This is a genomic window from Bradyrhizobium sp. Mp19, from assembly GCF_029952935.1.
GTDB lineage: Bacteria > Pseudomonadota > Alphaproteobacteria > Rhizobiales > Xanthobacteraceae > Bradyrhizobium > Bradyrhizobium elkanii.
In genome coordinates this window covers 17593-40849 of the sequence record NZ_JASAUT010000056.1, presented here as the reverse complement: position 1 = coordinate 40849, position 23257 = coordinate 17593, and the positions used below count along the sequence as shown (strand labels likewise).

General features: G+C 63.3%; 21 protein-coding genes. 20 read left to right on the top strand and 1 reads right to left on the bottom strand.

From position 1 onward, the window contains the following. Positions 1-196: 196 nt before the first annotated feature. The 5 genes from QJT82_RS36860 to QJT82_RS36840 all read left to right on the top strand — a co-directional run bounded on the left by QJT82_RS36860 (position 197) and on the right by QJT82_RS36840 (position 5432). Complete coding sequence (locus QJT82_RS36860; RefSeq protein WP_051448052.1) at positions 197-1132, top strand: tripartite tricarboxylate transporter substrate-binding protein; 936 nt, start codon at positions 197-199, stop codon at positions 1130-1132. Positions 1133-1267: 135 nt separating this feature from the next. Continuing rightward, entirely contained in the window at positions 1268-2143 is an 876-nt protein-coding gene (locus QJT82_RS36855; RefSeq protein ID WP_028343114.1) for an S-methyl-5'-thioadenosine phosphorylase, read from the top strand. A gap of 41 nt (positions 2144-2184) precedes the next feature. After that, positions 2185-3285 carry an S-methyl-5-thioribose-1-phosphate isomerase gene (gene mtnA, locus QJT82_RS36850; RefSeq protein ID WP_028343113.1) on the top strand — a complete coding sequence of 367 codons (1101 nt, stop codon included), beginning with the start codon at positions 2185-2187 and terminating at the stop codon, positions 3283-3285. 76 nt (positions 3286-3361) lie between these two features. Next, positions 3362-3904, top strand: coding sequence for a tripartite tricarboxylate transporter TctB family protein (locus tag QJT82_RS36845; protein ID WP_028343112.1), 543 nt, complete (start codon positions 3362-3364; stop codon positions 3902-3904). A 16-nt stretch (positions 3905-3920) separates the two neighbouring features. After that, entirely contained in the window at positions 3921-5432 is a 1512-nt protein-coding gene (locus QJT82_RS36840; RefSeq protein ID WP_028343111.1) for a tripartite tricarboxylate transporter permease, read from the top strand. Between the two features lie 56 nt (positions 5433-5488). Here the strand turns inward: QJT82_RS36840 and QJT82_RS36835 are convergent, their stop codons facing one another. Then, a complete protein-coding gene (locus QJT82_RS36835; protein WP_028343110.1) occupies positions 5489-6682 on the bottom strand; it encodes a CoA transferase in 1194 nt (397 codons plus the stop codon). A 298-nt stretch (positions 6683-6980) separates the two neighbouring features. On the opposite strand from QJT82_RS36835, the gene QJT82_RS36830 reads away from it, so the two are divergent. From QJT82_RS36830 to QJT82_RS36760, 15 genes are all read left to right on the top strand, one after another. Beyond that, positions 6981-8534: an oligosaccharide flippase family protein gene (locus tag QJT82_RS36830; protein ID WP_028343109.1), complete on the top strand. Its 1554-nt coding sequence runs from the start codon at positions 6981-6983 to the stop codon at positions 8532-8534. A 2-nt stretch (positions 8535-8536) separates the two neighbouring features. Then, positions 8537-10375, top strand: a complete 1839-nt coding sequence (asnB, locus tag QJT82_RS36825) for an asparagine synthase (glutamine-hydrolyzing) (protein WP_028343108.1) — start codon at positions 8537-8539, stop codon at positions 10373-10375. A gap of 3 nt (positions 10376-10378) precedes the next feature. Further along, positions 10379-11473 carry a glycosyltransferase gene (locus tag QJT82_RS36820; protein WP_028343107.1) on the top strand — a complete coding sequence of 365 codons (1095 nt, stop codon included), beginning with the start codon at positions 10379-10381 and terminating at the stop codon, positions 11471-11473. Between the two features lie 150 nt (positions 11474-11623). Further along, a complete protein-coding gene (locus tag QJT82_RS36815) occupies positions 11624-12463 on the top strand; it encodes a class I SAM-dependent methyltransferase (RefSeq protein ID WP_259266163.1) in 840 nt (279 codons plus the stop codon). Further along, positions 12460-13029: an acyltransferase gene (locus tag QJT82_RS36810; protein WP_035632538.1), complete on the top strand. Its 570-nt coding sequence runs from the start codon at positions 12460-12462 to the stop codon at positions 13027-13029. The genes QJT82_RS36815 and QJT82_RS36810 overlap by 4 nt, the downstream gene beginning before the upstream one ends. After that, on the top strand, positions 13019-13870 hold the full coding sequence (locus tag QJT82_RS36805) for a class I SAM-dependent methyltransferase (RefSeq protein WP_028343105.1): 852 nt from the start codon (positions 13019-13021) through the stop codon (positions 13868-13870). The genes QJT82_RS36810 and QJT82_RS36805 overlap by 11 nt, the downstream gene beginning before the upstream one ends. A gap of 3 nt (positions 13871-13873) precedes the next feature. Then, positions 13874-14803, top strand: a complete 930-nt coding sequence (locus QJT82_RS36800) for an NAD(P)-dependent oxidoreductase (protein ID WP_028343104.1) — start codon at positions 13874-13876, stop codon at positions 14801-14803. Next, positions 14800-15984: a glycosyltransferase family 1 protein gene (locus tag QJT82_RS36795; RefSeq protein WP_028343103.1), complete on the top strand. Its 1185-nt coding sequence runs from the start codon at positions 14800-14802 to the stop codon at positions 15982-15984. The genes QJT82_RS36800 and QJT82_RS36795 overlap by 4 nt, the downstream gene beginning before the upstream one ends. 169 nt (positions 15985-16153) lie before the next feature. Further along, positions 16154-17968, top strand: coding sequence for an asparagine synthase (glutamine-hydrolyzing) (gene asnB, locus QJT82_RS36790; RefSeq protein WP_196238211.1), 1815 nt, complete (start codon positions 16154-16156; stop codon positions 17966-17968). After that, positions 17965-19068: a glycosyltransferase family 4 protein gene (locus QJT82_RS36785; protein ID WP_028343102.1), complete on the top strand. Its 1104-nt coding sequence runs from the start codon at positions 17965-17967 to the stop codon at positions 19066-19068. The genes asnB (QJT82_RS36790) and QJT82_RS36785 overlap by 4 nt, the downstream gene beginning before the upstream one ends. Further along, positions 19065-20282 carry a glycosyltransferase family 4 protein gene (locus QJT82_RS36780; RefSeq protein WP_028343101.1) on the top strand — a complete coding sequence of 406 codons (1218 nt, stop codon included), beginning with the start codon at positions 19065-19067 and terminating at the stop codon, positions 20280-20282. Before QJT82_RS36785 ends, QJT82_RS36780 begins: the two co-directional genes overlap by 4 nt. A gap of 138 nt (positions 20283-20420) precedes the next feature. Further along, positions 20421-21062, top strand: coding sequence for a winged helix-turn-helix transcriptional regulator (locus tag QJT82_RS36775; RefSeq protein ID WP_028343100.1), 642 nt, complete (start codon positions 20421-20423; stop codon positions 21060-21062). Continuing rightward, complete coding sequence (locus QJT82_RS36770) at positions 21059-21583, top strand: transcriptional activator RfaH (protein WP_028343099.1); 525 nt, start codon at positions 21059-21061, stop codon at positions 21581-21583. The genes QJT82_RS36775 and QJT82_RS36770 overlap by 4 nt, the downstream gene beginning before the upstream one ends. A 118-nt stretch (positions 21584-21701) precedes the next feature. Then, a complete protein-coding gene (locus QJT82_RS36765) occupies positions 21702-22643 on the top strand; it encodes a Gfo/Idh/MocA family oxidoreductase (protein WP_028343098.1) in 942 nt (313 codons plus the stop codon). Beyond that, positions 22640-23236, top strand: a complete 597-nt coding sequence (locus tag QJT82_RS36760; RefSeq protein ID WP_080686884.1) for an acyltransferase — start codon at positions 22640-22642, stop codon at positions 23234-23236. The genes QJT82_RS36765 and QJT82_RS36760 overlap by 4 nt, the downstream gene beginning before the upstream one ends. Positions 23237-23257: the final 21 nt, after the last annotated feature.

Sequence of the window (23257 nt, the reverse complement as noted above, 5' to 3'; positions counted from 1 at the left end):
GCGAAGCGACGCACCCACCTCATTCCAAAGTCATAGGCCATGCGGCAGTTCGCGGCTTGAACTCACCTTCATTCTCGGCACAATGACGCGAGCCCGCCACCTCGCAGGTTTTGCCAAGCCGAACAAAGAGATAGGGAAGAAACACGTGGGACAGATTGTTAAAACCACGGCTGCAATCGCGGCCCTGCTGCTGAGCATGCCGGCCTTTGCCGGCTGGGAGCCGAGCAAGCCGGTCGAAATCGTGGTCGCGGCCGGTGCCGGCGGCGCGTCAGACCAGATGGCGCGCATGATGCAGGCGGCGATCCAGAAGAACAATCTGATGAAGCAGCCGATGGTGGTGTCGCTGAAGGGCGGCGCGTCGGGTGCGGAAGCGCTGATGTACATGAAGTCCAGCGAAGGTGATCCCAACAAGGTGCTGATCGCCTATTCGCTGATCTACATGCTGCCGCTGTCGGCCAAGATTCCGTTCAACTGGCGCGACCTCACCCCGGTGTCGGTGATCGCGCTCGACCAGTTCGTGTTGTGGGACAACGCCTCCGGTCCGAAGACCGTGAAGGAGTTCATCAATGCCGCGAAAGCGGCGAGTGCGCCGTTCAAGATGGGCGGCACCGGCTCCAAGCGCGAGGATCACGTGCTGACCGTGTTCATGGAGCAGAAGACCGGCGCAAAATTCTCGTACCTTCCGTACAAGTCCGGCGGCGAGGCCGCGACCCAGCTGGTCGGCGGCCACACCGAGTCCAACGTCAACAATCCGAGCGAGAACCTCGAAGTCTGGCGCGCCGGACAGGTTCGCGCGCTCTGCGTGTTCGACAAGGAGCGCATCTCCTACAAGACCAAGGTCACCGACACGCAATCCTGGAACGACATCCCGACCTGCAAGGAGGAGGGGCTCGACGTGCAGTATCTGATGCTGCGCGCGATGTTCCTGCCGGGCAAGGTCACGCAGGAGCAGCAGGCGTTCTATGTCGACCTGTTTCAGAAGGTGACGCAGACGGCTGAATACAAGGACTACATGGAGAAGCAGGCCTTGAAGCCGATCTTCCTCACCGGCAAGGACATGGTCGAGTTCCTCGAGGATGACGACAAGCAGAATGCGTCGCTGATGAACACGGCAGGGTTCGTCGCAAAATAGCGGTCGCGGTCCGGAATTGCCTTGCAAGCGGCTGCGGCGCAGTGATTACTGCGCCGCAGTAAGGCCGAACGTCCGGCGAGCCCGATTGGGCTCGGTCACCCCTCCGGCGCCGTTGCGGGACCGTGAGGAGCGATCATGACCAAAGCCGTGTTGGGGATCATCGGTGGATCCGGCATCTACGATCTGCCGGGGCTGGAAAATGTTCGCGAGGAGGCGATCACCAGCCCCTGGGGCGAGCCGTCCGCGCCGCTCCGACGCGGCGAGATGGCGGGACTCCCGATCGTGTTCCTGCCGCGCCACGGCCATGGACACGCGCTGTCGCCGTCCGACATCAACTATCGCGCCAATATCGATGCGCTGAAGCGGGCGGGGGTCACCGACCTCGTGGCGCTGTCCGCATGCGGCTCGTTCAAGGAAGAGCTGCCGCCCGGTACTTTTGTGTTGGTCGACCAGTTCGTCGATCGCACCCACAAGCGCGAGAGCTCGTTCTTCGGCAAGGGCTGCGTCGCGCATGTCTCGATGGCGCATCCGGTGTCGCCGTTGCTGGCGAGGCATCTCGCCGCCGCGGCCGAGGCCGAAGACATCGCCTTCGCCCGCGGCGGCACCTACCTCTGCATGGAGGGGCCGCAGTTCTCCTCGCTCGCCGAAAGCCTGACCTACAAGGCGCAGGGCTATTCGGTGATCGGCATGACCAACATGCCGGAAGCCAAACTCGCCCGCGAGGCCGAGATCTGCTACGCCAGCGTGGCGATGGTCACCGATTTCGATTGCTGGCATCCGGCGCATGATGCCGTGACGGTGCAGGATATCATCCGCGTGCTGAATTCGAACGCCGAGAAGGCAAAGGCGCTGGTCGCGCGTTTGGCGCGGGATTTTCCGCGCGAGCACGAGCCGTGTCCCGTTGGTTCGGATCGGGCACTCGACACCGCGCTGATCACGGCGCCCGCGGCCCGCGATCCGCAGCTGCTGGCCAAGCTCGATGCCGTCGCCGGACGGGTGTTACGGTCGTGAAGAAGTAATCTAGCGAGCGCGCGACGCGAAGGGCGTAGGGCATGAAAGTCGATGGACGACATTTTCGCAGCATCTGGCTCGAGCCCGACGGCTGGTCGGTCGGCGCGATCGATCAGCGCCGGCTGCCGCATGAATTCATCGTCGCCAAACTCACCACCGCGGACGAGGCCGGCGAGGCGATCCGTTCGATGCTGGTCCGCGGCGCGCCGCTGATCGGCGCGACCGCAGCCTATGGCGTGGCGCTTGCGATGCGCGCCGATGCGTCGGATGCGGCGCTCGAGCGCGCCGGCAAGATGCTGCTTGCGACCCGGCCGACCGCGGTCAATCTGAAATGGGCTGTTGACGAGATGCAGCGCGCGCTGGCGCCGCTCGCGGCTTCGGCCCGCGCCGAGGCGGCCTATGCCCGCGCGCGCGAGATCGCCGATGAGGATGTCGAGATCAACCGCGAGATCGGCCGTCACGGGCTCGGCCTGATCGAGACGATCGCCGCGACCAAGAGGCCGGGCGAGGTGGTGAACGTCCTGACGCATTGCAACGCCGGCTGGCTTGCAACCGTGGATTGGGGAACGGCGACATCGCCGATCTACCAGGCGCATGATCGCGGCATTCCGGTCCACGTCTGGGTCGACGAGACGCGTCCGCGCAATCAGGGCGCTTCGCTCACCGCCTGGGAACTCGGTCACCACGGCGTGCCGCACACCGTGATCCCCGACAACACCGGCGGCCATCTGATGCAGCATCGCATGGTCGATCTCGCGATCGTCGGGACCGATCGCGTCGCCGCCAATGGCGACGTCTGCAACAAGATCGGGACCTATCTGAAAGCGCTCGCGGCCCGCGACAACAGCGTGCCGTTCTATGTTGCGCTGCCGTCGCCGACCATCGACTTTAGTATCGATGACGGTGTCAGGCAGATTCCGATCGAGCAGCGCGCGGCTGCCGAGGTGACGCATCTCACCGGGCGGACAGCGGATGGACGAATCGAGACCGTTCGCGTGGTTCCGGACGGCTCGTCGGTTGCCAATTTCGGCTTCGACGTGACGCCGGCGCGGCTTGTGACCGGATTGATCACCGAGCGCGGCGTGCTCAAGCCGGAGCGTGCTGCACTTGCGAGCGCCTTTCCCGAACGTTCCACTGTTTAGCTGAAGGCTGCATTGACGGTGGTTGCATCAGCACGCTATCCCAATCGTTGCCCTCGCAAGCCAGACCGTCTCACCCATGTCCAATACCGAACTTGAGATCGTCGTCGACGATCCGACCGCACCTGAAGATAATTCGCCGGCGGTCGTCAGCACCGGCGTCGTCGACGTCGTCGTGTCGCTGCTGTTGCTTGCGCTCGCCGTGGTGCTCGGCTGGGACAATTGGCGCACCGGCGCGTCGTGGGACTCGACCGGTCCGCAGCCGGGCTATTTTCCGTTCTACCTCTCGGTCATTCTCGGCGGCGCCAGCCTCTATGGCCTCGGCGCGGCCTTTCTTTCGCGCCAGGAGGCTGCCGAGACCTTTGTCACCCGCGCCCAGCTTCGCCGGGTGATGGCGGTGTTCGTGCCGACATTGCTGTTCTGCCTCGCCACCCAATATCTCGGCCTCTATGTCGCGAGCTTTCTCTTGATCGCAGGCTTCATGCGCCTCGTCGGCAAGATCGCGCTGTGGAAGTCGCTGCTCACCGCCTTTGTCTTCACCGCCGCAATGTTCGTGACCTTCGACATCGCATTCGACGTCATCATGCCGAAGGGGCCGCTCGAAGCGGCTCTCGGCCGCTAGCGAACCGAGTCGAACCATGGAAGCTTTCGGTCTCCTGCTGCACGGCTTTGCCGTCCTGCTGACGTGGAAGACGCTGCTGTTGATGATGGTCGGGCTCGTGCTCGGCATCTTCGTCGGCGTGCTGCCCGGGCTTGGCGGCCCCAACGGCGTCGCGATCCTGCTGCCGCTGACCTTCACCATGGATCCGACCTCCGCCATCGTGATGCTGTCGTGCATCTATTGGGGCGCGCTGTTCGGTGGCGCCATCACCTCGATCCTGTTCAATATCCCGGGCGAAGCCTGGTCGGTCGCGACCACCTTCGACGGCTATCCGATGGCGCAGCAGGGCAGGGCGGCCGAAGCGCTCACCGCGGCGTTCACCTCGTCCTTCGTCGGTTCGCTGGTCGCGGTGTTGCTGATCACCTTCCTGGCGCCGATGATCTCGTCGTTTGCGCTGAGGTTCGGCCCGCCGGAATTCTTCGCCGTCTATCTCCTGACCTTCTGTTCCTTCGTCGGCCTCGGCCGCGAAGCCAAGCACAAGACTGTCATCTCGATGTCGCTCGGGCTGCTGCTCGCCGGCGTCGGCATGGATACGGTGTCCGGGCAATTGCGCATGACGTTCGGCTCCGCGGAGCTCTTGCGCGGCATCAACTTCCTCGTCGCTGTCATCGGCCTGTTCGGCATCAGCGAGATCCTGCTCACGATGGAGGAGCGCCTCGCGCTGCGCGGACACGCCGCCGGCATCAGCCTGCGCGTCGTGCTCTCGGTGTGGAAGGACTTGCCGAAATACTGGGTGACGCTGCTGCGCTCGTCGGTGATCGGCTGCTGGCTCGGCATCACGCCGGGCGGCGCGATCGCGGCTTCCTTCATGGGCTACAACCTCGCCAAGCGCTTCGCCAAGGATCAGGAGAGCTTTGGCAAGGGCCGGATCGAGGGCGTGTTCGCACCGGAGACCGCCGCGCATGCCTCAGGCACCTCGGCGCTGTTGCCGATGCTGGCGCTCGGCATTCCCGGCTCAGGGACCGCTGCGATCCTGCTCGGCGGCCTGATGGTGTGGGGCCTCAACCCGGGGCCGCTGCTGTTCGTCGAGCACAAGGATTTCGTCTGGGGCCTGATCGCCTCGATGTATCTCGGCAATGTCGTCGGCCTGGTGCTGGTGCTGACCACGGTGCCGATCTTCGCCTCGATCCTGCGCGTGCCGTTCGCGGCCGTAGCGCCGATGATCGTGGTCTCCTGCGCGATCGGCGCTTATGCGATCCAGAATGCGATGTTCGATATCTGGCTGATGCTGGGCTTCGGCGTCGTCGGCTATGTCTTCAAGAAGATCGGGATCCCGCTCGCGCCGTTCACCCTGGCTTTGGTGCTCGGCAACCGCGCCGAGGACGCGTTCCGCCTCTCGATGATCGGCTCCGGCGGCGACATGAAGGTGTTCTGGTCGAACGGCCTGGTCGGCACCATCACGACGCTGGCGATCGTGCTGCTGTTCTGGCCGGTGATCGACAAGGCGTTCGTCGGGCTCGGACGAATGCTGCGGCCTGTGCGGGCGTAGTGGCGGTCCGGGATCGGGCGACCTCGAACCGCTAGGGCGTTGGTGGTTTGATACCGTCAGACCACCTTGCGCTGACGGAGCTCGGCGATCTCATCCTTGCCGAAGCCGAATTCGGCCAGCAGTTCTTCGGTCTGCTCGCCGAACTCCGGCGGCCGGGCGGCCATCCTGCTCGGCGTCCGCGACAGCGTCACCGGCTGGCTGACCAGCTGGATCTGCCGGTTCTCGTCATTGGGCACATGCTGGGCCATGCCGAGATGCTTGACCTGGGCATCCTCGAACATTTGGTCGATCGAGTAGATCGGCCCGCACGGCACGCCGGCGGCGTTCAGCTCCTGCACCCAGGTCTCGGTCGATTTCTTCGCGGTCAGCGCGCCGATCCTCGCATTCAGCGCGTCGCGGTTCTTTGAACGGGCCGGCGCGGTCGCGTAGTCGGGGTCGGTGATCAGCTCGGGCGCGCCGATCGCCTGCGCGCAACGCTCCCAGATCCGCCCTCCTGTCGTGGCGATGTTGATGTAGCCGTCGGAGGTCTTGAACACGCCGGTCGGGATCGAGGTCGGATGGTTGTTGCCGGCCTGCTTGGCCACTTCCTTTTCCATCAGCCAGCGCGCTGCCTGGAAATCCAGCATGAAGATCTGCGCCTGCAGCAGCGAGGTCTGCACCCATTGGCCTTCGCCGGACACGTCGCGTTCCAGCAGCGCGGTGAGGATGCCGATCGCACAGAACAGGCCCGCGGTGAGGTCGGCGACGGGAATGCCGACCCGCATCGGTCCGCCGCCGGGCGCGCCGGTCACCGACATCAGGCCGCCCATGCCCTGGGCGATCTGATCGAAGCCCGGGCGCTTGTGATAGGGGCCGTCCTGGCCGAACCCGGAGATGCTGCCATAGACGATCCGCGGGTTGATCTTGCGGATGCTCTCGTAATCGATGCCGAGCTTGGCCTTGACGTCCGGCCGGAAGTTTTCGACCACGACATCAGCCTGTTCGGCCAGCCGCTTGAACACCTCGAGCCCCTTGGGGTCCTTGAGGTTCAGCGTCATGGCGCGCTTGTTGCGATGCAGGTTCTGGAAATCGGACCCGCCGCGCGGGCCGCCCGGCTGCTCGCCACCGCCGTCCTCCAGAAGCGCATCGATCTTGACGACATTGGCGCCCCAATCGGCGAGCTGACGCACGCAGGTCGGCCCAGACCGGACCCGGGTCAAATCCAGCACGGTGAAACGGGACAGGGCTTGGGATGCGCGGGGAAAGGGCATTGAGACACCTCTTGTTGGGCGGGCCGCCAGGGGGCTTCAGCCCATCTGCCATAGACAATTTGGCAGGCCTTTCCAACTGTTACCCGGATCACAAACAGGGCTGGAAACAACCAGCCATGGTTCCGTGGAGATCGGCTCCTGCCTTTGCTGCGGCCCTGGTCTGGCCCTACACCTCCCCGCCGTCGGCCAACCCTCGACAATCACCGCGCCGGCTGCTAGCCCGTCGCCATGCCGAATGGGTTTTGCCCTTACGGAAGAGGCACTTGGGGCGTATCGGAGCGATGGACCGAAAGCGGGCATGGCGGTGAAAAAGGGTCCATCCCATCTGCTCGGTAACTCGGCATGGAACGCGACCGCCTTCGCGGTCGCGGTGCTGCTCAACCTCGCGATCCTGCCGTTCGTGATCTTCCGGCTCGGTCTCGCCGCGTTCGGTGTTGCGGGTCTGGTGACGGCCTGTGTCGCGCCCGCGCTGATGTTCAGTAATGCCCTTGGCCTTTCGACGGCGCGCGAGCTCGCGCAAAGGTTGGAACCGTCCGATCGCGACATGGCGCGGCGATTTTTCGCGACCGCTCTCGCGCTTGCCATCGTCCTTGGCGGCCTGATCGCGGCGTTGCTTGCCTTTGCCGGAGCGCCACTCGCACGACTGGGATTTCATCTGGGTGGCCCGGCCGCCGACGACCTCGGGCTCGCCTTCGCATTGGCCGGCGCCGGTTGGCTGTTCCAATGCCTGTTCGCCGTCTTCCTCTCGCTGTTCACGGCGCGTCAGGACTATCGGCGGATCGCGTCGATCAGCATCACGGGCACGGTGGTGACGACGATGTCGATGCTGTTGCTGATCCCCTACGCGCCGCGTGCCTCCACCTTCCTCGGCTGTCAGGCCTTGGGCTTTGCGACAAATCTCGTGATGGCGTTCGCCTGGTCGCGCCACGCCATCAGCGACTGGCTCGCGAGGCCGGCGCTCGATCGCTGCGCGTTGCGTGCGCTGGTCAAGCTTGGTGGTTGGCAGTTCGCAGCGCAAAGCGGCGCGCTGTTCGCCGGGCAGGCGGACCGCTATCTGCTCGGCGCGCTGTTGCAGCCGCAATTCGTCGGATTCTACAGCGTCGCGCAGCGGCTGGAGGAGGCGGTCTACATTGGCGTGTTGAAGATCGGCGAGATCTTGTTCCCCTTCTTCAGCACCCTGCAGAGGGAGGATGACGATCGCAAGGTCGACCTGCTGCTTCGCTCGTCCTGGATTCTCAATGTGCTTGCCGCGAGCGCGCTGGGCGGCCTGATCCCGGTCGCAGGCGCATTGCTGCATCGATGGACCGGCGCCGAGGTCGCCGCCGAGGCCCAGCTGGTGCTGGTGGTACTCGCGATCAGCGGAATATTGGGGTCCAGCGCCAACGTGTTTGCGTTCTATCTGCTGTCGCAGGGGCGCTCCAGTTCCAACGCGCTGATCTCGCTCGTCACGGGTATCTTCACGCTGGCGACCAGCGCCGTCGCGTTGCCGTATTTCGGCTGGCAGGCGGCCGGCTGGAGCTCCTGCGTCGGGATGGTCGCCCAGATGGTGATCACCGTGCTGTTGCTGCGGCGAACCTTCCGGCTTTCAGGTATGTGGTCACGGATGTTGCATTTCGTATTGATCCCGCTCGGCACGGGAGTAGCCGTCGCGCTGGCGCTGCGTTCGCAGCTCGGCCACGCGTCATTCGACCACGCGCCGTCATGGTGGTATGTGGTGTCGCTCTACGGCGTGTCGGCGGCGGCCATCTTTGTTGCCGCCGTCGCGATGTCGCAGCTCGGTCCCTATCGCGCCGTGTGCTGGCGGGATCTCCGCGTCATCAGCAGTCGCTTCCTGCCCTTCAAGGCCATCTAGACATGTGCGGCATCGCAGGCATCGTCAATCTGCGCGGCGCTCCCGTGGAGCCGGCCGATATCTCGCGGCTCACCAATTTGATCGCGCATCGCGGTCCGTTCGGCGAGGGCACCTGGTTCAATGCCAAGCGAAACGTCGCCTTCGGCCATCGCCGGCTCGCGATCATCGATCCCGGCGAGGGCGGCTATCAGCCGATGGTGTCAGGCGCTGGCCGCCATGTGATCGTCTACAATGGCGAGATCTACAACTTCCTCGAATTACGTCGCGAGCTCGAGGCAAAGGGCGCGGTCTTCCGCAGCCAGTCCGATACCGAAGTGATCCTTGCCGCCTGGCAGGCATGGGGCGAAGACATGCTGCTGCGCTTCAACGGCATGTGGGCGCTGGCGATCTACGACACTGCCACGGATGATTTGTTCCTGGCGCGCGATCGATTCGGCATCAAGCCGATGCTGTATGCGTTGTCATCCGAGCGGTTCGTGTTCGCGTCCGAACAGCGGGCGCTGGCGCGGAGCGGGCTGGTTGAGACGTCGCTCGATATCGACGTGGCGCGGCGGCTGTTGCTTGACCCGTTCGGGATCGAAGGCAGCGAGCGAACCCTGTTCGCGCAACTACGCCGCCTGCAGGGCGGCCACTGCATGTGGTTGCGCCAGGGGCGTGTGCAGGTGCGCCGCTGGTGGCGGACCGTGGATCACCTGCCGGCGATTCCGGATACCGAGGCCGAACGCGTCGAGCGCTTTCGCGAATTGTTTCAGGATTCCGTCGCGCTGCGGATGCGCAGCGACGTTCCGATCGGGACCTGCCTGTCCGGCGGCTTTGATTCGTCCGCGGTGATCTGCGCCATGGCGACCCATGAGAAGGCCGGCATGGGACCGCGTGACTCGACGGCCTGGCGACACGCCTTTGTCGCGACGTTTCCCGGCGCCAGCAACGACGAGCGGCCGATGGCTGAGGAAGCGGCCGCGTGGGCCGAGGTGGCACCGAGCTTTCTCGAGATCGGGCGCTCCGACGCGCTCACCGACCTTGACCGCATTCTCGACGACAATGACGACGTCTATATCGGGCTGCCGAGCGCGCCGTGGTTGATCTATCGCGAGCTTCGGCGCCAGAACGTCACCGTGTCACTCGACGGCCACGGGGCGGACGAATTGATGGGCGCCTACCTGCAGGAGGGACAGTCGGCCGCATTCCGGATCCGGAACGCAGCAGCCGCGCTCACCTCACGATCGCAGCTGGCGCAGCGCGGCATCGACTTCCTGCGAGCACAGATGATCAGGCGCGAGGGGCACTACTTCCTGCGCGGAGGCGCTGCGGCCGCCCCTGCGCCGCTGCCGCTGGTCGCCGAAAATGACGAACTGCCGAGTGCGTGGGGCGCGTTGAACCGGCGGCTCTACCGCATGTTCCATTCGACCACGCTGCCTACCATTCTGCGCAATTTCGACCGGCTCTCGATGGCGCACGGGATCGAGGTGCGCATGCCGTTCATGGACTGGCGGCTGGTCACCTACACGATGGCGCTGCCGGAAACGAGCAAGTCGGCGGATGGCCTGACCAAGGTGGTGGCACGGCAGGCGATGGCGAACCTGATGCCCGAAAGCATCCGTACCGCGCGCCGCAAGGTAGGCTTCAACTCGCCGATGCCGGAATGGCTGAACGGACCGTTGGCGGGCTGGACGGCAGAGCTGCTCGATCGGAATGTTCCGGCATTTGCCGAGTTCGTCGACGAAACGCCCCTTCGAAAGGCGGTCGGCCGCTTGACGGCGTCGCAGAGCTGGGATTGGAAGAGTGTCGGCCGGATCTGGCCTTATTTGAACATGAAATGGATGTTGGCAAGGTCCGCGTAACCAATGCGTCTGTTCCAGAATAGCGGTCTCTATCCGTCCTATTTGCCGAGGCTGAACCAGCTCGCGGCAAAGGCGTCAAGTTTCGATGCGCGCCGCGACGTGTTCCTGCATGATCGGTTTGGCGCCGCGCATTTTCTCAAGCCCGTGCTCGACGGCGCAGCGGAAGCCTTCTTCACGAATGGCGACGACGAGGTGCTGCAGCGCCAGTGGGCGCGTGAGCAGGGCATGAAGGAAGCGCCGACGCTCGAGGCCATTCTGCTCGCGCAGATCGAGCATCACAGAACCGAGGTGTTCTACAATCTCGATCCGGTGCGCTATCCGAGCGCGTTCGTCGCGAAGCTTCCCGGCTGCGTGAAGAAGACGCTGTGCTGGCGCGCCGCGCCCTCCGGAAATGCCGATCTCACCGCCTATGGCGCGGTGCTTGGAAACTTCCCCTCGATCCTTGAGGCCTGGCGCAGCAAGGGGTGCCGGGCCGAGCTCTTTTTTCCCGCGATCGACCCTGTCATGGAGCAGTACGGCCACGGCGAACGACCGATCGACGTGGCGTTTGTCGGTGGATATTCACGGCATCATAGCGCGCGGGGCAGGACGCTCGAACAGGTCGCTGCCCTGGCCGCTGATCGCAAGATCGTGTTCTGCCTCGATGCGTCGCGGCTGACACGGCTTGCCGAAAGCGCGGTCGGTCGATTGCTGCCGCTGCGCAAGCACCGGCGGCCCGACGTCATCGCGCGAATCGCGAGGTTGCCGCTGTTCGGCAGGGACCTTTACGAGCTGTTCGGATCGGCGAAGATCGTGCTCAACGGCGCGATCGACATGGCTGGCAACGATCGCGGCAATATGCGCTGCTTCGAGGCGATGGGTTGTGGGTCGCTGCTCGTGTCGGATGCCGGCAACTACCCGGAGGCGATGCAGGACGGCGTCACGATGCGCACGTACGACGCTCCCGAGCGGGCCGCCGAGGCGATCTCACGCAGCCTGCAGGATTGGTCTCAATGGGCTGGGATCGCCGCCTCCGGCAGGAGCCGTGTGCGGGAGACCTACAGCAAGGCTTCGCAATGGACGCAGTTTATCGATCTCGTCGCGCGGATTGGGCCGTGATAGGGCGTTTTCGAGCGAAGTGGGTGCCGGTTCGCGCAATGAAAACGCGTCAAAACAACAATCTGGAGCCTCGTTCCGATTCCATCGGAACGGAAAAGGCTCTAGACGGTGCACAGGGCCGGCCAGCGGGCGGGCGATCGGGCCGAGATGATGTCTGCAAGTGACTTGATCCATCAGCTGAAATGGGTGGCCGACGGGCTCGCAGTGCCGCTGTTCAGGTTGCGGCCGCGACCGTTCGGCCCGGGCTATCAGACGGTCAAGCGTGATACCATCACCGCGGCGATCGATGCGGGCCTGCTTCAGGCAGGAAAGGAGCTTCCGCCCGGCTACGGCGTCGCGATGGACGAGCGCGTGGTGGAATATCCCTGGGCCTATGCCCGATTGAACCATGTCGGCAAGATGCTGGACGCGGGATCGACCTTCAACCACGATTTCCTGCTGCAGCGGCCGCCGCTGCGCGGCGCGGATCTCACCATCATGACGCTGGCACCGGAGAAGCGGTGCTATTGGCATGACGGCTACTCCTATGTGTTCGGCGATCTTCGCAAGACGATGTTCGGCGATCAGGTCTTCGACACCGTCGCCAGCATTTCGACGATCGAGCACATCGGCCTCGACAATCAGATGCTGTACACCGGCGATCCGCGCGACGCCGAGACCGATCACGACGGCTTTGTGCCGGCGGTGAAGGAGTTCAAGCGCATCCTCAAGCCCGGCGGGACCTGCTTGATCTCGGTGCCGTTCGGCAAGCGCGACAATCTCGGTTGGTATCAGGTGTTCGATCTTGCCATGATCGAGCGGATCATCGAGGCATTCGGCGCGACCTCCCATCATGTCGATTATTTCGGCTATTCGCGGCAGGGCTGGTCGCGCCAGAGCGCCGAGGCGCTCGCCGACGCGACCGTTTTCGACATCCATACCGGCAAAGGGCAGGGCAATGACCTTGCGGCGTCGTCCCGCGCCGTCGCTTGCCTGCAGTTGACGGCATGAATTTTGATTACCTGATCCAGCGCCTGATCGGTCGCGCGACTTGCCGGCTGCAGCCGGACGCGGCGCTCGGCCGCTATGCCAGGATCAGAAATATCCGCGGCGATTCCGACAAGATCGTCGTGGGCCGCAATAGCCGCATTCTGGGCGAACTCCTGACCTTCGCGCATGGTGGCGAAATCAAGATCGGCGAATGGTGCTACGTCGGAGAAGGAACCCGGATCTGGTCGGCAGCCTCGATCGAGATCGGCAACCGCGTCCTGATCTCGCACTCGGCGAATGTCTTCGACAATCTCACGCACCCGCTGCGGGCGGCCGAGCGGCACAAACAGGTCCAGCAGATTTTCACGCGCGGGCATCCGAACGATATCTCGCTTGATGAGAGTCCGGTTAGAATCTGCGATGATGCCTGGATCGGCGCGGGTGCGATGGTCTTGCGCGGGGTGACGGTGGGCCAGGGCGCCATCGTCGCGGCCGGCGCGGTCGTGACCAGGGATGTCGCGGCGTTTTCGATCGTGGCGGGCAATCCGGCCGTATTGGTGAGGGAGCTTGGGCCCGATGAACGGTGAGCGCAAGTTTACCACCTGGGAGGACGCGGTGGTCTGGTTGCGCAATCAGCCGGACCAGCGCCAGCTTGTGCTCGATGCATTCTACGACGATCCGCTGGCCGGCGCTGCCGAACGCTATTTCCGGAGTTCCGAGTGGCAGGCGGTCGCTTCGCTGCTGGCCGGCCGGTCCGGCGCCGCGCTCGATGTCGGCGCCGGCCGCGGCATCGCGAGTTACGCGCTCGCCCGAACCGGCTTTGCCGTGACGGCGCTCGAGCCGGATCCCAGCGCGATCGTGGGAGCGGCGGCGATCCGCGATCTGGCAGGGCAGACGCAACTGCCGATCCGGGTGGTCGAAGAGTTTTCTGAGCGGCTGCCGTTCGCCGATGCGGCGTTCGATCTCGTCTTCGCCCGCGCCGTGCTGCACCACACGCGCGATCTCGAGGGAGCATGCCGGGAGATGTTTCGCGTGCTGCGGCCCGGCGGCATGCTGATCGCGGCGCGCGAGCATGTCATCAGCAAGGAGGCGGACCTTCCCCAGTTCCTCGCGCAGCATCCGTTGCATCATCTTTACGGGGGCGAGCATGCCTTCCTGCTCGATCGTTACACCGGCGCGCTGACCGCCGCTGGCTTTTCCGCGATCGACACGCTGGCGCCGCTGCAAAGCCCGATCAACCTGTTTCCCTATACGCTGGAGACCCTGAAATCGGCGATCGTGACCAGGTTGACGCAAAAGGTTCCGGTGGCGCCGCTGTGGCGAACCGCGTTTGCGTCACGCCTTGTGTTCGGCTCGCTGCTGTCGATGGCCGAACGTTTCGACAATCGACCGGGCCGGCTCTACTCTTTTGTCTGTCACAAGGCCTGAGCGATGATCGTCTGGGTCACAGGCGCGAACGGGTTCATCGGCCGCCATCTCGTGCATGAGCTGGCGGGAGCGGGCCATGCGGTGCATGGCGTCGGTCATGGAGCGCTCGATGCAGCGGAAGCCCGGCGGCTTGGTTTGCGGAGCTGGATCAACGGTGAAATCGACGCGGCCAATCTCAACGCGCTTGCCACAGCCCACGGGCTGCCGGCGCAGATCTTTCATCTGGCTGGCGGATCGTCGGTCGGGATCTCGATCGAGCGGCCGTTCGAGGACTTTTCGCGGACCGTGGCGAGCACTGCGCGGCTGCTCGAATGGCTGCGCGGATCGGCGCCGAACTGCGCCGTGATCGCGGCGTCAAGTGCGGCCGTCTATGGAGCCGACCATGTCGGCCCGATCGCTGAAAGCGCAATCGCAACTCCGATGTCGCCCTATGGGCAGCACAAGTTGATGATGGAGCAATTGTGCGGGAGCTACGCGCAGTCGTTTGGCATCCGCTGCGCGATCGTGCGGCTGTTCTCGGTCTATGGCCCCAATTTACGCAAGCAGCTGCTCTGGGACATCTGCTCGCGGCTGGCGGCCAAGGAGCAGGTGCTCACGCTTGGCGGGACCGGCAACGAAATCCGCGACTGGACCGACGTGCGCGATGTCGCAAGGCTACTCGCAAGCGTCGCGGCACCGTCGTCGCCGGCGGCCTTCCGGGTCATCAACGGCGGGTCGGGTCGCGGGACCAGCGTTGCCGATATCGCAGCCGGTCTCATCCGGCAGTGGGGCAGCAACACGGTTGTGCGACACTCGGGCGTAAGCCGGCCCGGCGATCCCGTGAGCCTGTTGGCCGACGATGCCGTGCTGCGCCAGATCGGGTTCGATTGGCGCATTCCGCTCGATCAAGGCCTTGCCGATTACGTGGCCTGGTTCAAGGGGCAGGCTTCGTGACGCCCCGCCCATTGCGGTTCGCGTTCAGTCACATTTCGCGACGGCTTTGGGCCGGCGGCTACAATTATCAGCGCAATCTGTTCGCGGCGCTTGCCAGGTTTCTGCCCGGCGAATTCGTTCCGATCGTCTTTGCCGGGACCAGGGCCGAGGAGAATGAGCTCGCGGAGCTTGCCGCAATACCGGGTGTCGAGGTCGTTCGATCGGAAGCATTCGATGGACAGCCAGGGTTGGCCGCGGCACTCGGGCTTGGTCTCGATCGCGGAGCCGCGGCGGCGTTTCGAGACGCCGGGATTGATGTCGTCGTCGAATCGGCACGTTTCTTTGGTTGGCGGCTCGCGCGTCCGGCGGTGGCATGGATTCCGGATCTGCAGCACCGCTCTCTGCCGCAACTGTTTCCAGCGACGGCACGCTGGCGCCGCGAGCTTGGCTTTCGCATGCAAATCGCCTCGGGCCGAACCATCATGCTGAGCAGCGAGAGCGCGCTGCGTGATTTCAAGGCCTACTATCCAGGCGCAAGAAACAAGGTCTGCGTGGTTCGCTTCGCGACCCAGCCGCCGGCCGCGTTCCTGAACACCGACCCGTCGGACGTGATCGCGGCATATGATCTGCCTGCGAACTATTTCTACCTGCCCAATCAGTTCTATCGCCACAAGAACCACCAGCTCGTCGTCGACGCCTTGACGATCCTGAAGGGGCGGGCGGTCGACGTGGTGATCTGTGCATCCGGCAGCAAGGAAGATCGGCGCGAGCCGGGCTATTATGATCTGGTCAACTCCGAGATCCAGAAGCGCGGCCTTGAAGCGCACTTCCGCCACCTTGGCGTTATCCCGCTGCCGCATGTCTACGCGCTGCTGCGCGCCTCAACCGCACTGATCAACCCATCGCGCTTCGAGGGCTGGAGCACGACCGTCGAGGAGGCGAAGTCGTTTGGCGTTCCGATGATCCTGTCTGACATCGACGTGCATCGGGAGCAGACCGCCGGTAGCGCCCGCTATTTCGGCGTCGACGATCCGGTCGCGTTGGCGGACCACCTGATGCAGGCCGCGCAGGACGCTCACGGGCCCATCATACGGAACGTCGTCCCGCACCAGGACGACAACGTCAGCGCGTTCGCAGCGAGTTTTGCGGCGACAATGCGACAGGTCGCAGGTCGGGAGCGTGGTGAACAGATCGGAAGATAGACGTTAGTCAGCTCGCGCGAGCGCTCCTTCACCCGGTGAGGTTGACGTTCATCGCGTGAACGGGTTAGAGGTGAGCTCAGGCGCCGGATGGGATTTCAAGCCATAGCGGCTCGAATGCGTTTCCCGTCGCATTGTCCAAGAAACCCAAGCGGATATAGGTCAGTCACTCGTGTGCGGCATATTCGGCCTAGTCGCCAAGAACGGGCTCGTTGATGCTGATCAAGTCGATCGACTGACCGATCTCGTCGCTCACCGCGGTCCGGATGGACGCGGAGTGAGAGTCAATGGCGCGGTCGGGTTAGGGCACCGGCGGTTGGCCATCATCGACTTGACTGACGACGGCGCGCAGCCGATGCGCGATCGACTTCTTCCGATCTGGATCACCTACAACGGTGAGATCTACAACTATCTCGAGCTTCGTACAGAACTCGAAGCGCTCGGTCACGTCTTTCATACCGCCTCCGACACCGAGGTCTTGCTGGCGGCCTATATCCGCTGGGGCGAGAAGTGCCTCGACCGTTTCAACGGCATGTGGTCGTTCGCGATTCACGACGAGCGCGACAATACGCTGTTCTGCGCGCGCGATCGTTTTGGCGTAAAGCCGTTCTACTTCGCAAACACGGCGACGCAGTTCGCCTTCGGCTCGGAAATTCGCCAGCTGCTTCCCTTGATCGGGCGTTCGATCGCGGACGACGATCTCGTCAGGGATTTTCTCGTCTGCGGTTTGAGCGATCACACCAGCCGGACCTTCTTCAAGGGGATCGAGAAGCTGCCGCCCGGACACAAGTTGCGCGTCGACGTGTCGACGGGGCGGATCGAGATCGAGCGCTATTACTCGCTAGCGCCTCGTTTGACCGTGGGGAACGAACAGGATGCGGCCAGGTTACTGGCGGAGCTGCTCGACGACGCGACGCGCCTGCGCCTGCGCTCGGATGTTCGCGTCGGAACCTGCTTGTCGGGAGGTTTGGACAGTTCGAGCGTCGCGACGCTGGCCGCAAGGCACTACGCGTCGTCCTCCAATGGTCGCTTCTTTGCCATCACTGCGGTGAGCGAGCAGGCGGCGAACAACGAGGAAGCCTACGCGGCCGACGTCGTGGAAAAGGCCGAGCTGAACTGGTTGCGCACCAAGCCGAGCTATGAGGATTTCGCATCGACCGCGGAAGCCTTGCTCGAGGTGCAGGAAGAGCCGTTCGCTGGTCCCTCGATCATGATGCAATACGAGGTGATGAAGACGGCGCGCGCGAACGGCGTGATTGTGCTGCTCGATGGTCAGGGGGGCGATGAGACGCTGCTGGGCTATCATCGCTATTATGCGGCGTGGCTCCGCGACCAGCTGGATCGCTCTGGTGTAAGCGGATTTTTTACCGCCTTCCGCGCGGCCACACAGGCTGGCGTTTCGGCTCAACGCTTGCTGATGTACCTGTTTGGCGCCAGCTCGGCGGTGCTAAGGGCCACATTCTACCGTTGGCGATATGCCTTCCTGAAGAACCCGGACTTGCCGGAGTGTCTTCGCCGTTTTGCGCGGGAGACGAGGGACGCGCAGGAAATGCAGGTACTGGAGATCACGGAGACCAATCTGCCGATGCTGCTCCGTTTCGAGGACAAGAACTCGATGCGGTTTGGGATCGAGACGCGATTGCCGTTCCTGGATTACCGATTTGTTGAGTTTGCGTTGAGCTTGCCAACGCGCATCAAGTTGAACAACGGGTGGACGAAGTGGCCGCTCCGTGCAGCCATGCAGGAGGTTCTTCCGACCAGCATCTCCTGGCGCAAGGACAAGATCGGTTTCGCCGCGCCCGATCAGCTATGGCTCAATCGACACTCGCCTGCGATGTATGAAAAGGTGGCCGGCAGCGCACTGCTTGCTCGGTACGCGGACATGGCTGCGGTGAAGAGGAAATTTCACCGGCTCGACCTCGGAATGCGCTGGCGGCTCTATTGCGTGGCGCTTTGGGCTGAACGCTTCGGGGTTGAAGCTCCATGAAGATCTGCATGTTGTCGAGTGTCCATTCGGCCGATGACATTCGAATCGTCGAGAAGGAGGCGCGAAGCCTCTCCGAGGCCGGTCACGACGTGACTGTCGTGGCGCGATCACCCCGTCCGAGCGATCCAGGCCGCATTGAATTCAAGTTGATCGAGGTGCCGCCGGTTGCCCGATGGAAGCGCCCGTGGGTCGTGGGACGAGCGGCGCTCGCGCTTGCCCGCGCGACCGGCGCGGACGTCGTGCAATTTCACGATCCCGAACTGATTCCCTTCGCGCTGCGGCTGAAGAGTCGACGTTGCAAGGTGATCTACGACGTCCACGAGGATGTGCCGGCGGACATCTATTCCAAGAGATGGATTTGGCCCTGGATGCGGCCCGCTGTGGCGCGCGCGATGGAACTGGTGGAGCGGAGCGCCGCGCGCCGTTTTGATGCGATCGTGGCTGCGACGCCGGCCATTGCCGATCGCTTTCGCGTCTATGGTGCAGCCGTCACGCTGGTGCGAAACACCGTGCGACTGGGCGAATTCATCGAGCCGACGCCGACGACGAGGCGCCGGCGGCAGGCGGTTTACGTGGGCCGGACGAGTTTCGATCGCGGGTTGGTCGAAATGGTGGAGGCATGTGCCGCGGTGCGTTTGCCGCTCGTGCTCGCCGGGAGCATCGGCCGCGAAGAAGAAGCCTGGCTCGAGAAATCTTCCGCCGACGTATCATACCGGGGTAGGCTCGGGCGGGGCGAGATAGCGGCGCTGCTGAACGAAAGTCTCATCGGTCTCAATCTGCTGTTGCCCGAACCGAATTATTTGCTGTCACTTCCAACCAAGCTTTTTGAATACATGGCCGCCGGGCTGCCCGTCATTTCAAGTGACTTGCCGAAATCAAAGGAGATCGTCGAGGCGGCGGAGTGCGGATTCGTCGTGTCGCTCAACGATCGCGCGGCGCTGCTGAACGGCCTGTCCATGCTCGCGGATGACCCAGAACGGGCGATCCGATTGGGGCTGGCGGGACGGGCGGCGGTCGCCAGGAATTTTAATTGGCAGCATGACGCGCTGGAGCTCAACGAACTCTACCGACGATTTGCCTCGCTCGGAGCGGTGGCATGAACATCTGGCTGCTGCATCCTTTTGCAGGAGGCCCGGGCCTGGGGCGCCACTATCGTCCGTTCTGGCTTGCCGACGCCTGGAAACAGATGGGGCATCGGGTGCTGGTGGTCAGCGCCGCCTTCCATCATCTACACAGGCAGCCGCGCGTTCCGGGGCCGCAGCGGATCAACGACGTCGACTTCTGGTTTCTGGATACACCGCGTTATGCCGGCGGCAGCCTGGGGCGGCTTCGGAACAACCTGAGCTTTGGGCCGGCCTTCCGCTCGGCAGCGTCTGCAATCGCCGCGCAGTTCGGCAAACCAGATCTGATGATTGCGTCGAGCCCGCATTTGTTCTTCATCTCGGCGGCAGATCAGATCGCGCGGCAATTCGATGCCAGGTTCTGGCTGGAGGTCCGCGACCTCTGGCCGGAGAGCATCGTGGCGCTTGGAATGACCCCCGCCTGGCATCCGCTGATGAAGGTGCTCGGCTGGAAGGAGCGCTCAGCCTATCGCGCGGCAGATCGCGTGATCTGTCTGTTGGCCGGAGCTGAAGCCCATATGCGCGCGCGTGGCTTGCCGTCTGGTAAGTTCACGTGGATCCCCAACGGAGTGTCCGACGGTGAAATACAGAGCGCGCTGACGATCGAAAATCTGGGTCACCCTCTGATCGATCGCATCAATCTGTTGAAGCGGCAGGGCAGGCGCGTCGTTCTCTACGCCGGCGGCATGGGCCCTCCAAATGCCGTGGAGGCCATTCTCGACGCGGCTTCCATCCTCGGCAAAGCAAACCCCGAGATCCATTTCGTGATGATCGGTTCAGGGACCTCGAGGGAGGCGTTGAGACAGCGGGCGGCCACGCTAGCCAATGTGGAGTTTCACGATGAAGTCGATCGATCGGTCGTGCACGGCATGCTGCATGCCTCCGATTGCGCCGTCGTGGCCTTCCACAACAACGCGCTCTATCACCATGGCATCAGCCCGAACAAACTCTTCGACTACTGCCTGTTTGCCCCGCGGAGCGTCATCGCGTGCGAGGGCAGGGCGCTCGCGGGGCTTGAAGAGCTGGTGACGTCTCGATGTGCACCGGATGATCCGCCAGCGCTCGCCAAGTCCCTGGTCGCGGCGCTGAATGGCCCGGAGCGTTCGCGGGGCGATCGGATCGCCGCAGCCCGGCAGTACAGTTACTCGGTGCTGGCAGCGCGATACTTGACGCCATTGGATGACCACGCTTGACATTTGGTGGGGACGAGATGTCGGTTCATCCGATAAATTATTTTTAAAAACAATGACTTGATCTGTTCATCGCGTGAACGATTTGGCTTGACGTTCATCGCATGAACGCGCTAATGCACGCCTTGCAGGAATTGGCGCATGGCAAACACACTCCCGACGGACGACAGAGACAGCGACCGACTTGTGCTCGGTCTGCTCACCTCCGTTGAAATCGACGGGGCGCGCTCGCAGCGGCGCATCGCGGCGGAACTTGGAATCGCGCTTGGCTTGGTCAATGCCTATTTGAGGCGCGCCATCAAGAAGGGGTTCGTCAAGGTTGGCCAGGCGCCGGCCCGTCGATATGCCTATTATCTCACGCCCCAGGGCTTTTCCGAGAAATCAAGGCTCACCGTTGAGTTCCTCTCTTCGTCGTTTTCGCTCTTTCGAAGAGCCAAGGAAGAGTATTCGCGCGTGTTCGATCGCGCTCAGGTGCTGGGCTTCAAGCGAATTGTTTTCGCCGGGAAGTCCGATCTTTGCGAAATAGCCATCTTGTGCGCCGTGGACAGCCCGGTGTCCATCGTTGCCGTTGTCGATGCCGATGAAGCCGCGTCACACTTCTTCGGGATCGAAGTGGTGCCATCCTATGCCGAAGTGGCCGAGCCGTTCGACGCGGTCGTCGTTACACATCTCAACAAGGCCAGGGATGTGTTCGATCAGGCTGTCGATATGTTCGGGCCGGAAAGAGTATTGACGCCGGACCTGCTGGGGTTACGTCCGCCTGGCGTGCAGAGAGTGGAATGATGGCAACGGAAGCGCAGCTCGGCCTCAGCTGGTATGTCGTGCAGACGCACGTCAATGCCGAAGTGAAGGCGGCGGCCAATCTGGTCCGCCAGGGATTTGGTGTCTATCTTCCGCGCTACCAAAAGCGCCGCAGTCACGCACGCCGGGTCGACGTCGTCGCGCGGCCGCTGTTTCCGCGCTATCTGTTTGTCGCCATCGATCTCGCAACGCAGAGGTGGCGCGCTATTCAATCGACACTCGGTGTTTCCCATCTGGTCTGCTTGCATGGCAGGCCGGCGTCGGTGGAGAACGCCGTGGTCGGGGCGTTGAAGGCGCGTGAGGACGAAGCCGGTTTCATCGCGCTCTCGCGTCGGTCTCCCTTTGCACCCGGAGACAAGGTGCGGATCACCGAGGGGGCGTTCGCTGATAGTCTCGCGCTGGTGGAAGGCGTCAGCGATCATGAGCGTGTCGCGGTCTTGCTCGACCTGTTGGGGCGCAAGGTGCGTGTGATGGTCGGCGCCAATCTGATTGCCGCGGCCTGACGGCGTCTGCCGTCGGCAGGCGTGGTGGTAGAGAAATCCGGCTCGGGGTGGTGCTCGATTCACCCCGAGTGCGGTAGCTTGGAAAAATTGAACTTCGTTGGGAGGCGTGAGAAGCCAGATGCATTCGTTTGCGTTGATAGGAGCAGCCGGTTATGTGGCGCCGCGTCACATGCGGGCGATACACGCGGTAGGCGGAGATCTGAAGATCGCCTACGATCCAAATGACTCAGTCGGCATTCTGGATAGTTATTTTCCCAATGCCCACTTTTTTACCGAGTTCGAACGATTTGATCGCCACGTCGATAAGCTGCGGCGGCGTGGCGAGAAAATCGACTACGCGTCGATCTGCTCACCCAATCATCTGCATGATGCGCATTGCCGGTTCGCCCTGCGATCAGGAGCCGACGCAATTTGCGAGAAGCCGCTGGTGCTGAATCCATGGAACATCGACGGTCTCGCCGAGATAGAGCAGGATACCGGCCGGCGCATCTCAACCATCCTGCAGCTGAGGCTTCATCCCGCCATCATCAACCTGCGGGAGAAGTTCGGGACGAGCAACAAGCGCCACAAGGTGGAGCTCACTTATATCGCCTCACGAGGCCGCTGGTATTACACATCCTGGAAAGGCGAGGATGCCAAGTCGGGAGGGGTCGCCACCAATATCGGTGTGCACTTCTTTGACATGCTGAGCTTCGTGTTTGGTTCGGTCAAGCGCAATGAGGCGCATCTGCGCCAGCGCGAGCGAGCGGCCGGATTCCTCGAATGCGAGCGGGCAGACATCAGCTGGTTTCTGTCGGTAGACAGCAATGATCTGCCGTCTGATGTGCAAGGCAAGAAGACGACCTTCCGCTCGATCACCGTTGATGGTGAGGAGGTCGAGTTCTCGGAGGGCTTCACGGATCTCCATACGCGGAGCTACCAGGAGATTCTGGCAGGGCGCGGTTTCGGCCTTGACGACGTGCGGGCTTCGATCGACATCGTGTCTGCCTTCCGCCAGGCACCATTGACCACCGGGCATGAATGGCAGCATCCGTCCGCGCGTGGGGCGTCGTCCAAATGAGCGAGATGAAGGATGATCCCCGATTTCCGGGCGTGCTGATCCACGCATCCAGCTACGTGGACGATGGCGTGATCATCGGGCGAGGTACCAAGATCTGGCACTTCTGCCACGTGCTTCCCGGCACCGTAATCGGTCAGAATTGTTCGATCGGACAAAATGTCATGATCGGGCCGCGCGTAAAGATCGGCGCCGGGTGCAAGATTCAGAATAATGTGTCGCTCTACGACGGTGTCGAACTCGCAGACGACGTGTTTTGCGGTCCGAGCTGCGTGTTCACCAACGTCAACAATCCCCGTGCCGATGTGTCGCGCAAGGACGAGTTTCGAAGCACGCCCGTCGGGCGTGGCGCCAGCATCGGTGCCAACGCCACTATCGTGTGCGGCCATTCGCTCGGGGAATACTGCTTCATCGGCGCCGGCTCTGTCGTGACGAAGAATGTGCCGGCATTCGCCTTGATGATTGGCAATCCGGCGCGACGGGCCGGCTGGATGAGCCGAAGCGGAGAGCGGCTGGGCGCAGATCTGGTCTGTCCGCGAACCGGCGAGAAATACAAGCTCGACTCGTCAGGAGCGCTCAGCGCTGACGCCGGCTAGCGTCGTGCAATTCGAGGAAGT

What these genes read in the sequence shown, in the direction of transcription:
- QJT82_RS36785 (WP_028343102.1), top strand. Translation starts at nt 17,965, where the DNA reads ATGAAGATCTGCATGTTGTCGAGTGTCCATTCGGCCGATGACATTCGA.
- QJT82_RS36855 (WP_028343114.1), top strand. Translation starts at nt 1,268, where the DNA reads ATGACCAAAGCCGTGTTGGGGATCATCGGTGGATCCGGCATCTACGAT.
- QJT82_RS36835 (WP_028343110.1), bottom strand. Translation starts at nt 6,682, where the DNA reads ATGCCCTTTCCCCGCGCATCCCAAGCCCTGTCCCGTTTCACCGTGCTG.
- asnB (WP_028343108.1), top strand. Translation starts at nt 8,537, where the DNA reads ATGTGCGGCATCGCAGGCATCGTCAATCTGCGCGGCGCTCCCGTGGAG.
- QJT82_RS36820 (WP_028343107.1), top strand. Translation starts at nt 10,379, where the DNA reads ATGCGTCTGTTCCAGAATAGCGGTCTCTATCCGTCCTATTTGCCGAGG.
- QJT82_RS36760 (WP_080686884.1), top strand. Translation starts at nt 22,640, where the DNA reads ATGAGCGAGATGAAGGATGATCCCCGATTTCCGGGCGTGCTGATCCAC.
- QJT82_RS36860 (WP_051448052.1), top strand. Translation starts at nt 197, where the DNA reads ATGCCGGCCTTTGCCGGCTGGGAGCCGAGCAAGCCGGTCGAAATCGTG.
- QJT82_RS36840 (WP_028343111.1), top strand. Translation starts at nt 3,921, where the DNA reads ATGGAAGCTTTCGGTCTCCTGCTGCACGGCTTTGCCGTCCTGCTGACG.
- QJT82_RS36815 (WP_259266163.1), top strand. Translation starts at nt 11,624, where the DNA reads ATGTCTGCAAGTGACTTGATCCATCAGCTGAAATGGGTGGCCGACGGG.
- QJT82_RS36830 (WP_028343109.1), top strand. Translation starts at nt 6,981, where the DNA reads ATGGCGGTGAAAAAGGGTCCATCCCATCTGCTCGGTAACTCGGCATGG.
- QJT82_RS36770 (WP_028343099.1), top strand. Translation starts at nt 21,059, where the DNA reads ATGATGGCAACGGAAGCGCAGCTCGGCCTCAGCTGGTATGTCGTGCAG.
- QJT82_RS36800 (WP_028343104.1), top strand. Translation starts at nt 13,874, where the DNA reads ATGATCGTCTGGGTCACAGGCGCGAACGGGTTCATCGGCCGCCATCTC.
- QJT82_RS36845 (WP_028343112.1), top strand. Translation starts at nt 3,362, where the DNA reads ATGTCCAATACCGAACTTGAGATCGTCGTCGACGATCCGACCGCACCT.
- QJT82_RS36805 (WP_028343105.1), top strand. Translation starts at nt 13,019, where the DNA reads ATGAACGGTGAGCGCAAGTTTACCACCTGGGAGGACGCGGTGGTCTGG.
- mtnA (WP_028343113.1), top strand. Translation starts at nt 2,185, where the DNA reads ATGAAAGTCGATGGACGACATTTTCGCAGCATCTGGCTCGAGCCCGAC.
- QJT82_RS36810 (WP_035632538.1), top strand. Translation starts at nt 12,460, where the DNA reads ATGAATTTTGATTACCTGATCCAGCGCCTGATCGGTCGCGCGACTTGC.
- QJT82_RS36775 (WP_028343100.1), top strand. Translation starts at nt 20,421, where the DNA reads ATGGCAAACACACTCCCGACGGACGACAGAGACAGCGACCGACTTGTG.
- QJT82_RS36765 (WP_028343098.1), top strand. Translation starts at nt 21,702, where the DNA reads ATGCATTCGTTTGCGTTGATAGGAGCAGCCGGTTATGTGGCGCCGCGT.
- QJT82_RS36780 (WP_028343101.1), top strand. Translation starts at nt 19,065, where the DNA reads ATGAACATCTGGCTGCTGCATCCTTTTGCAGGAGGCCCGGGCCTGGGG.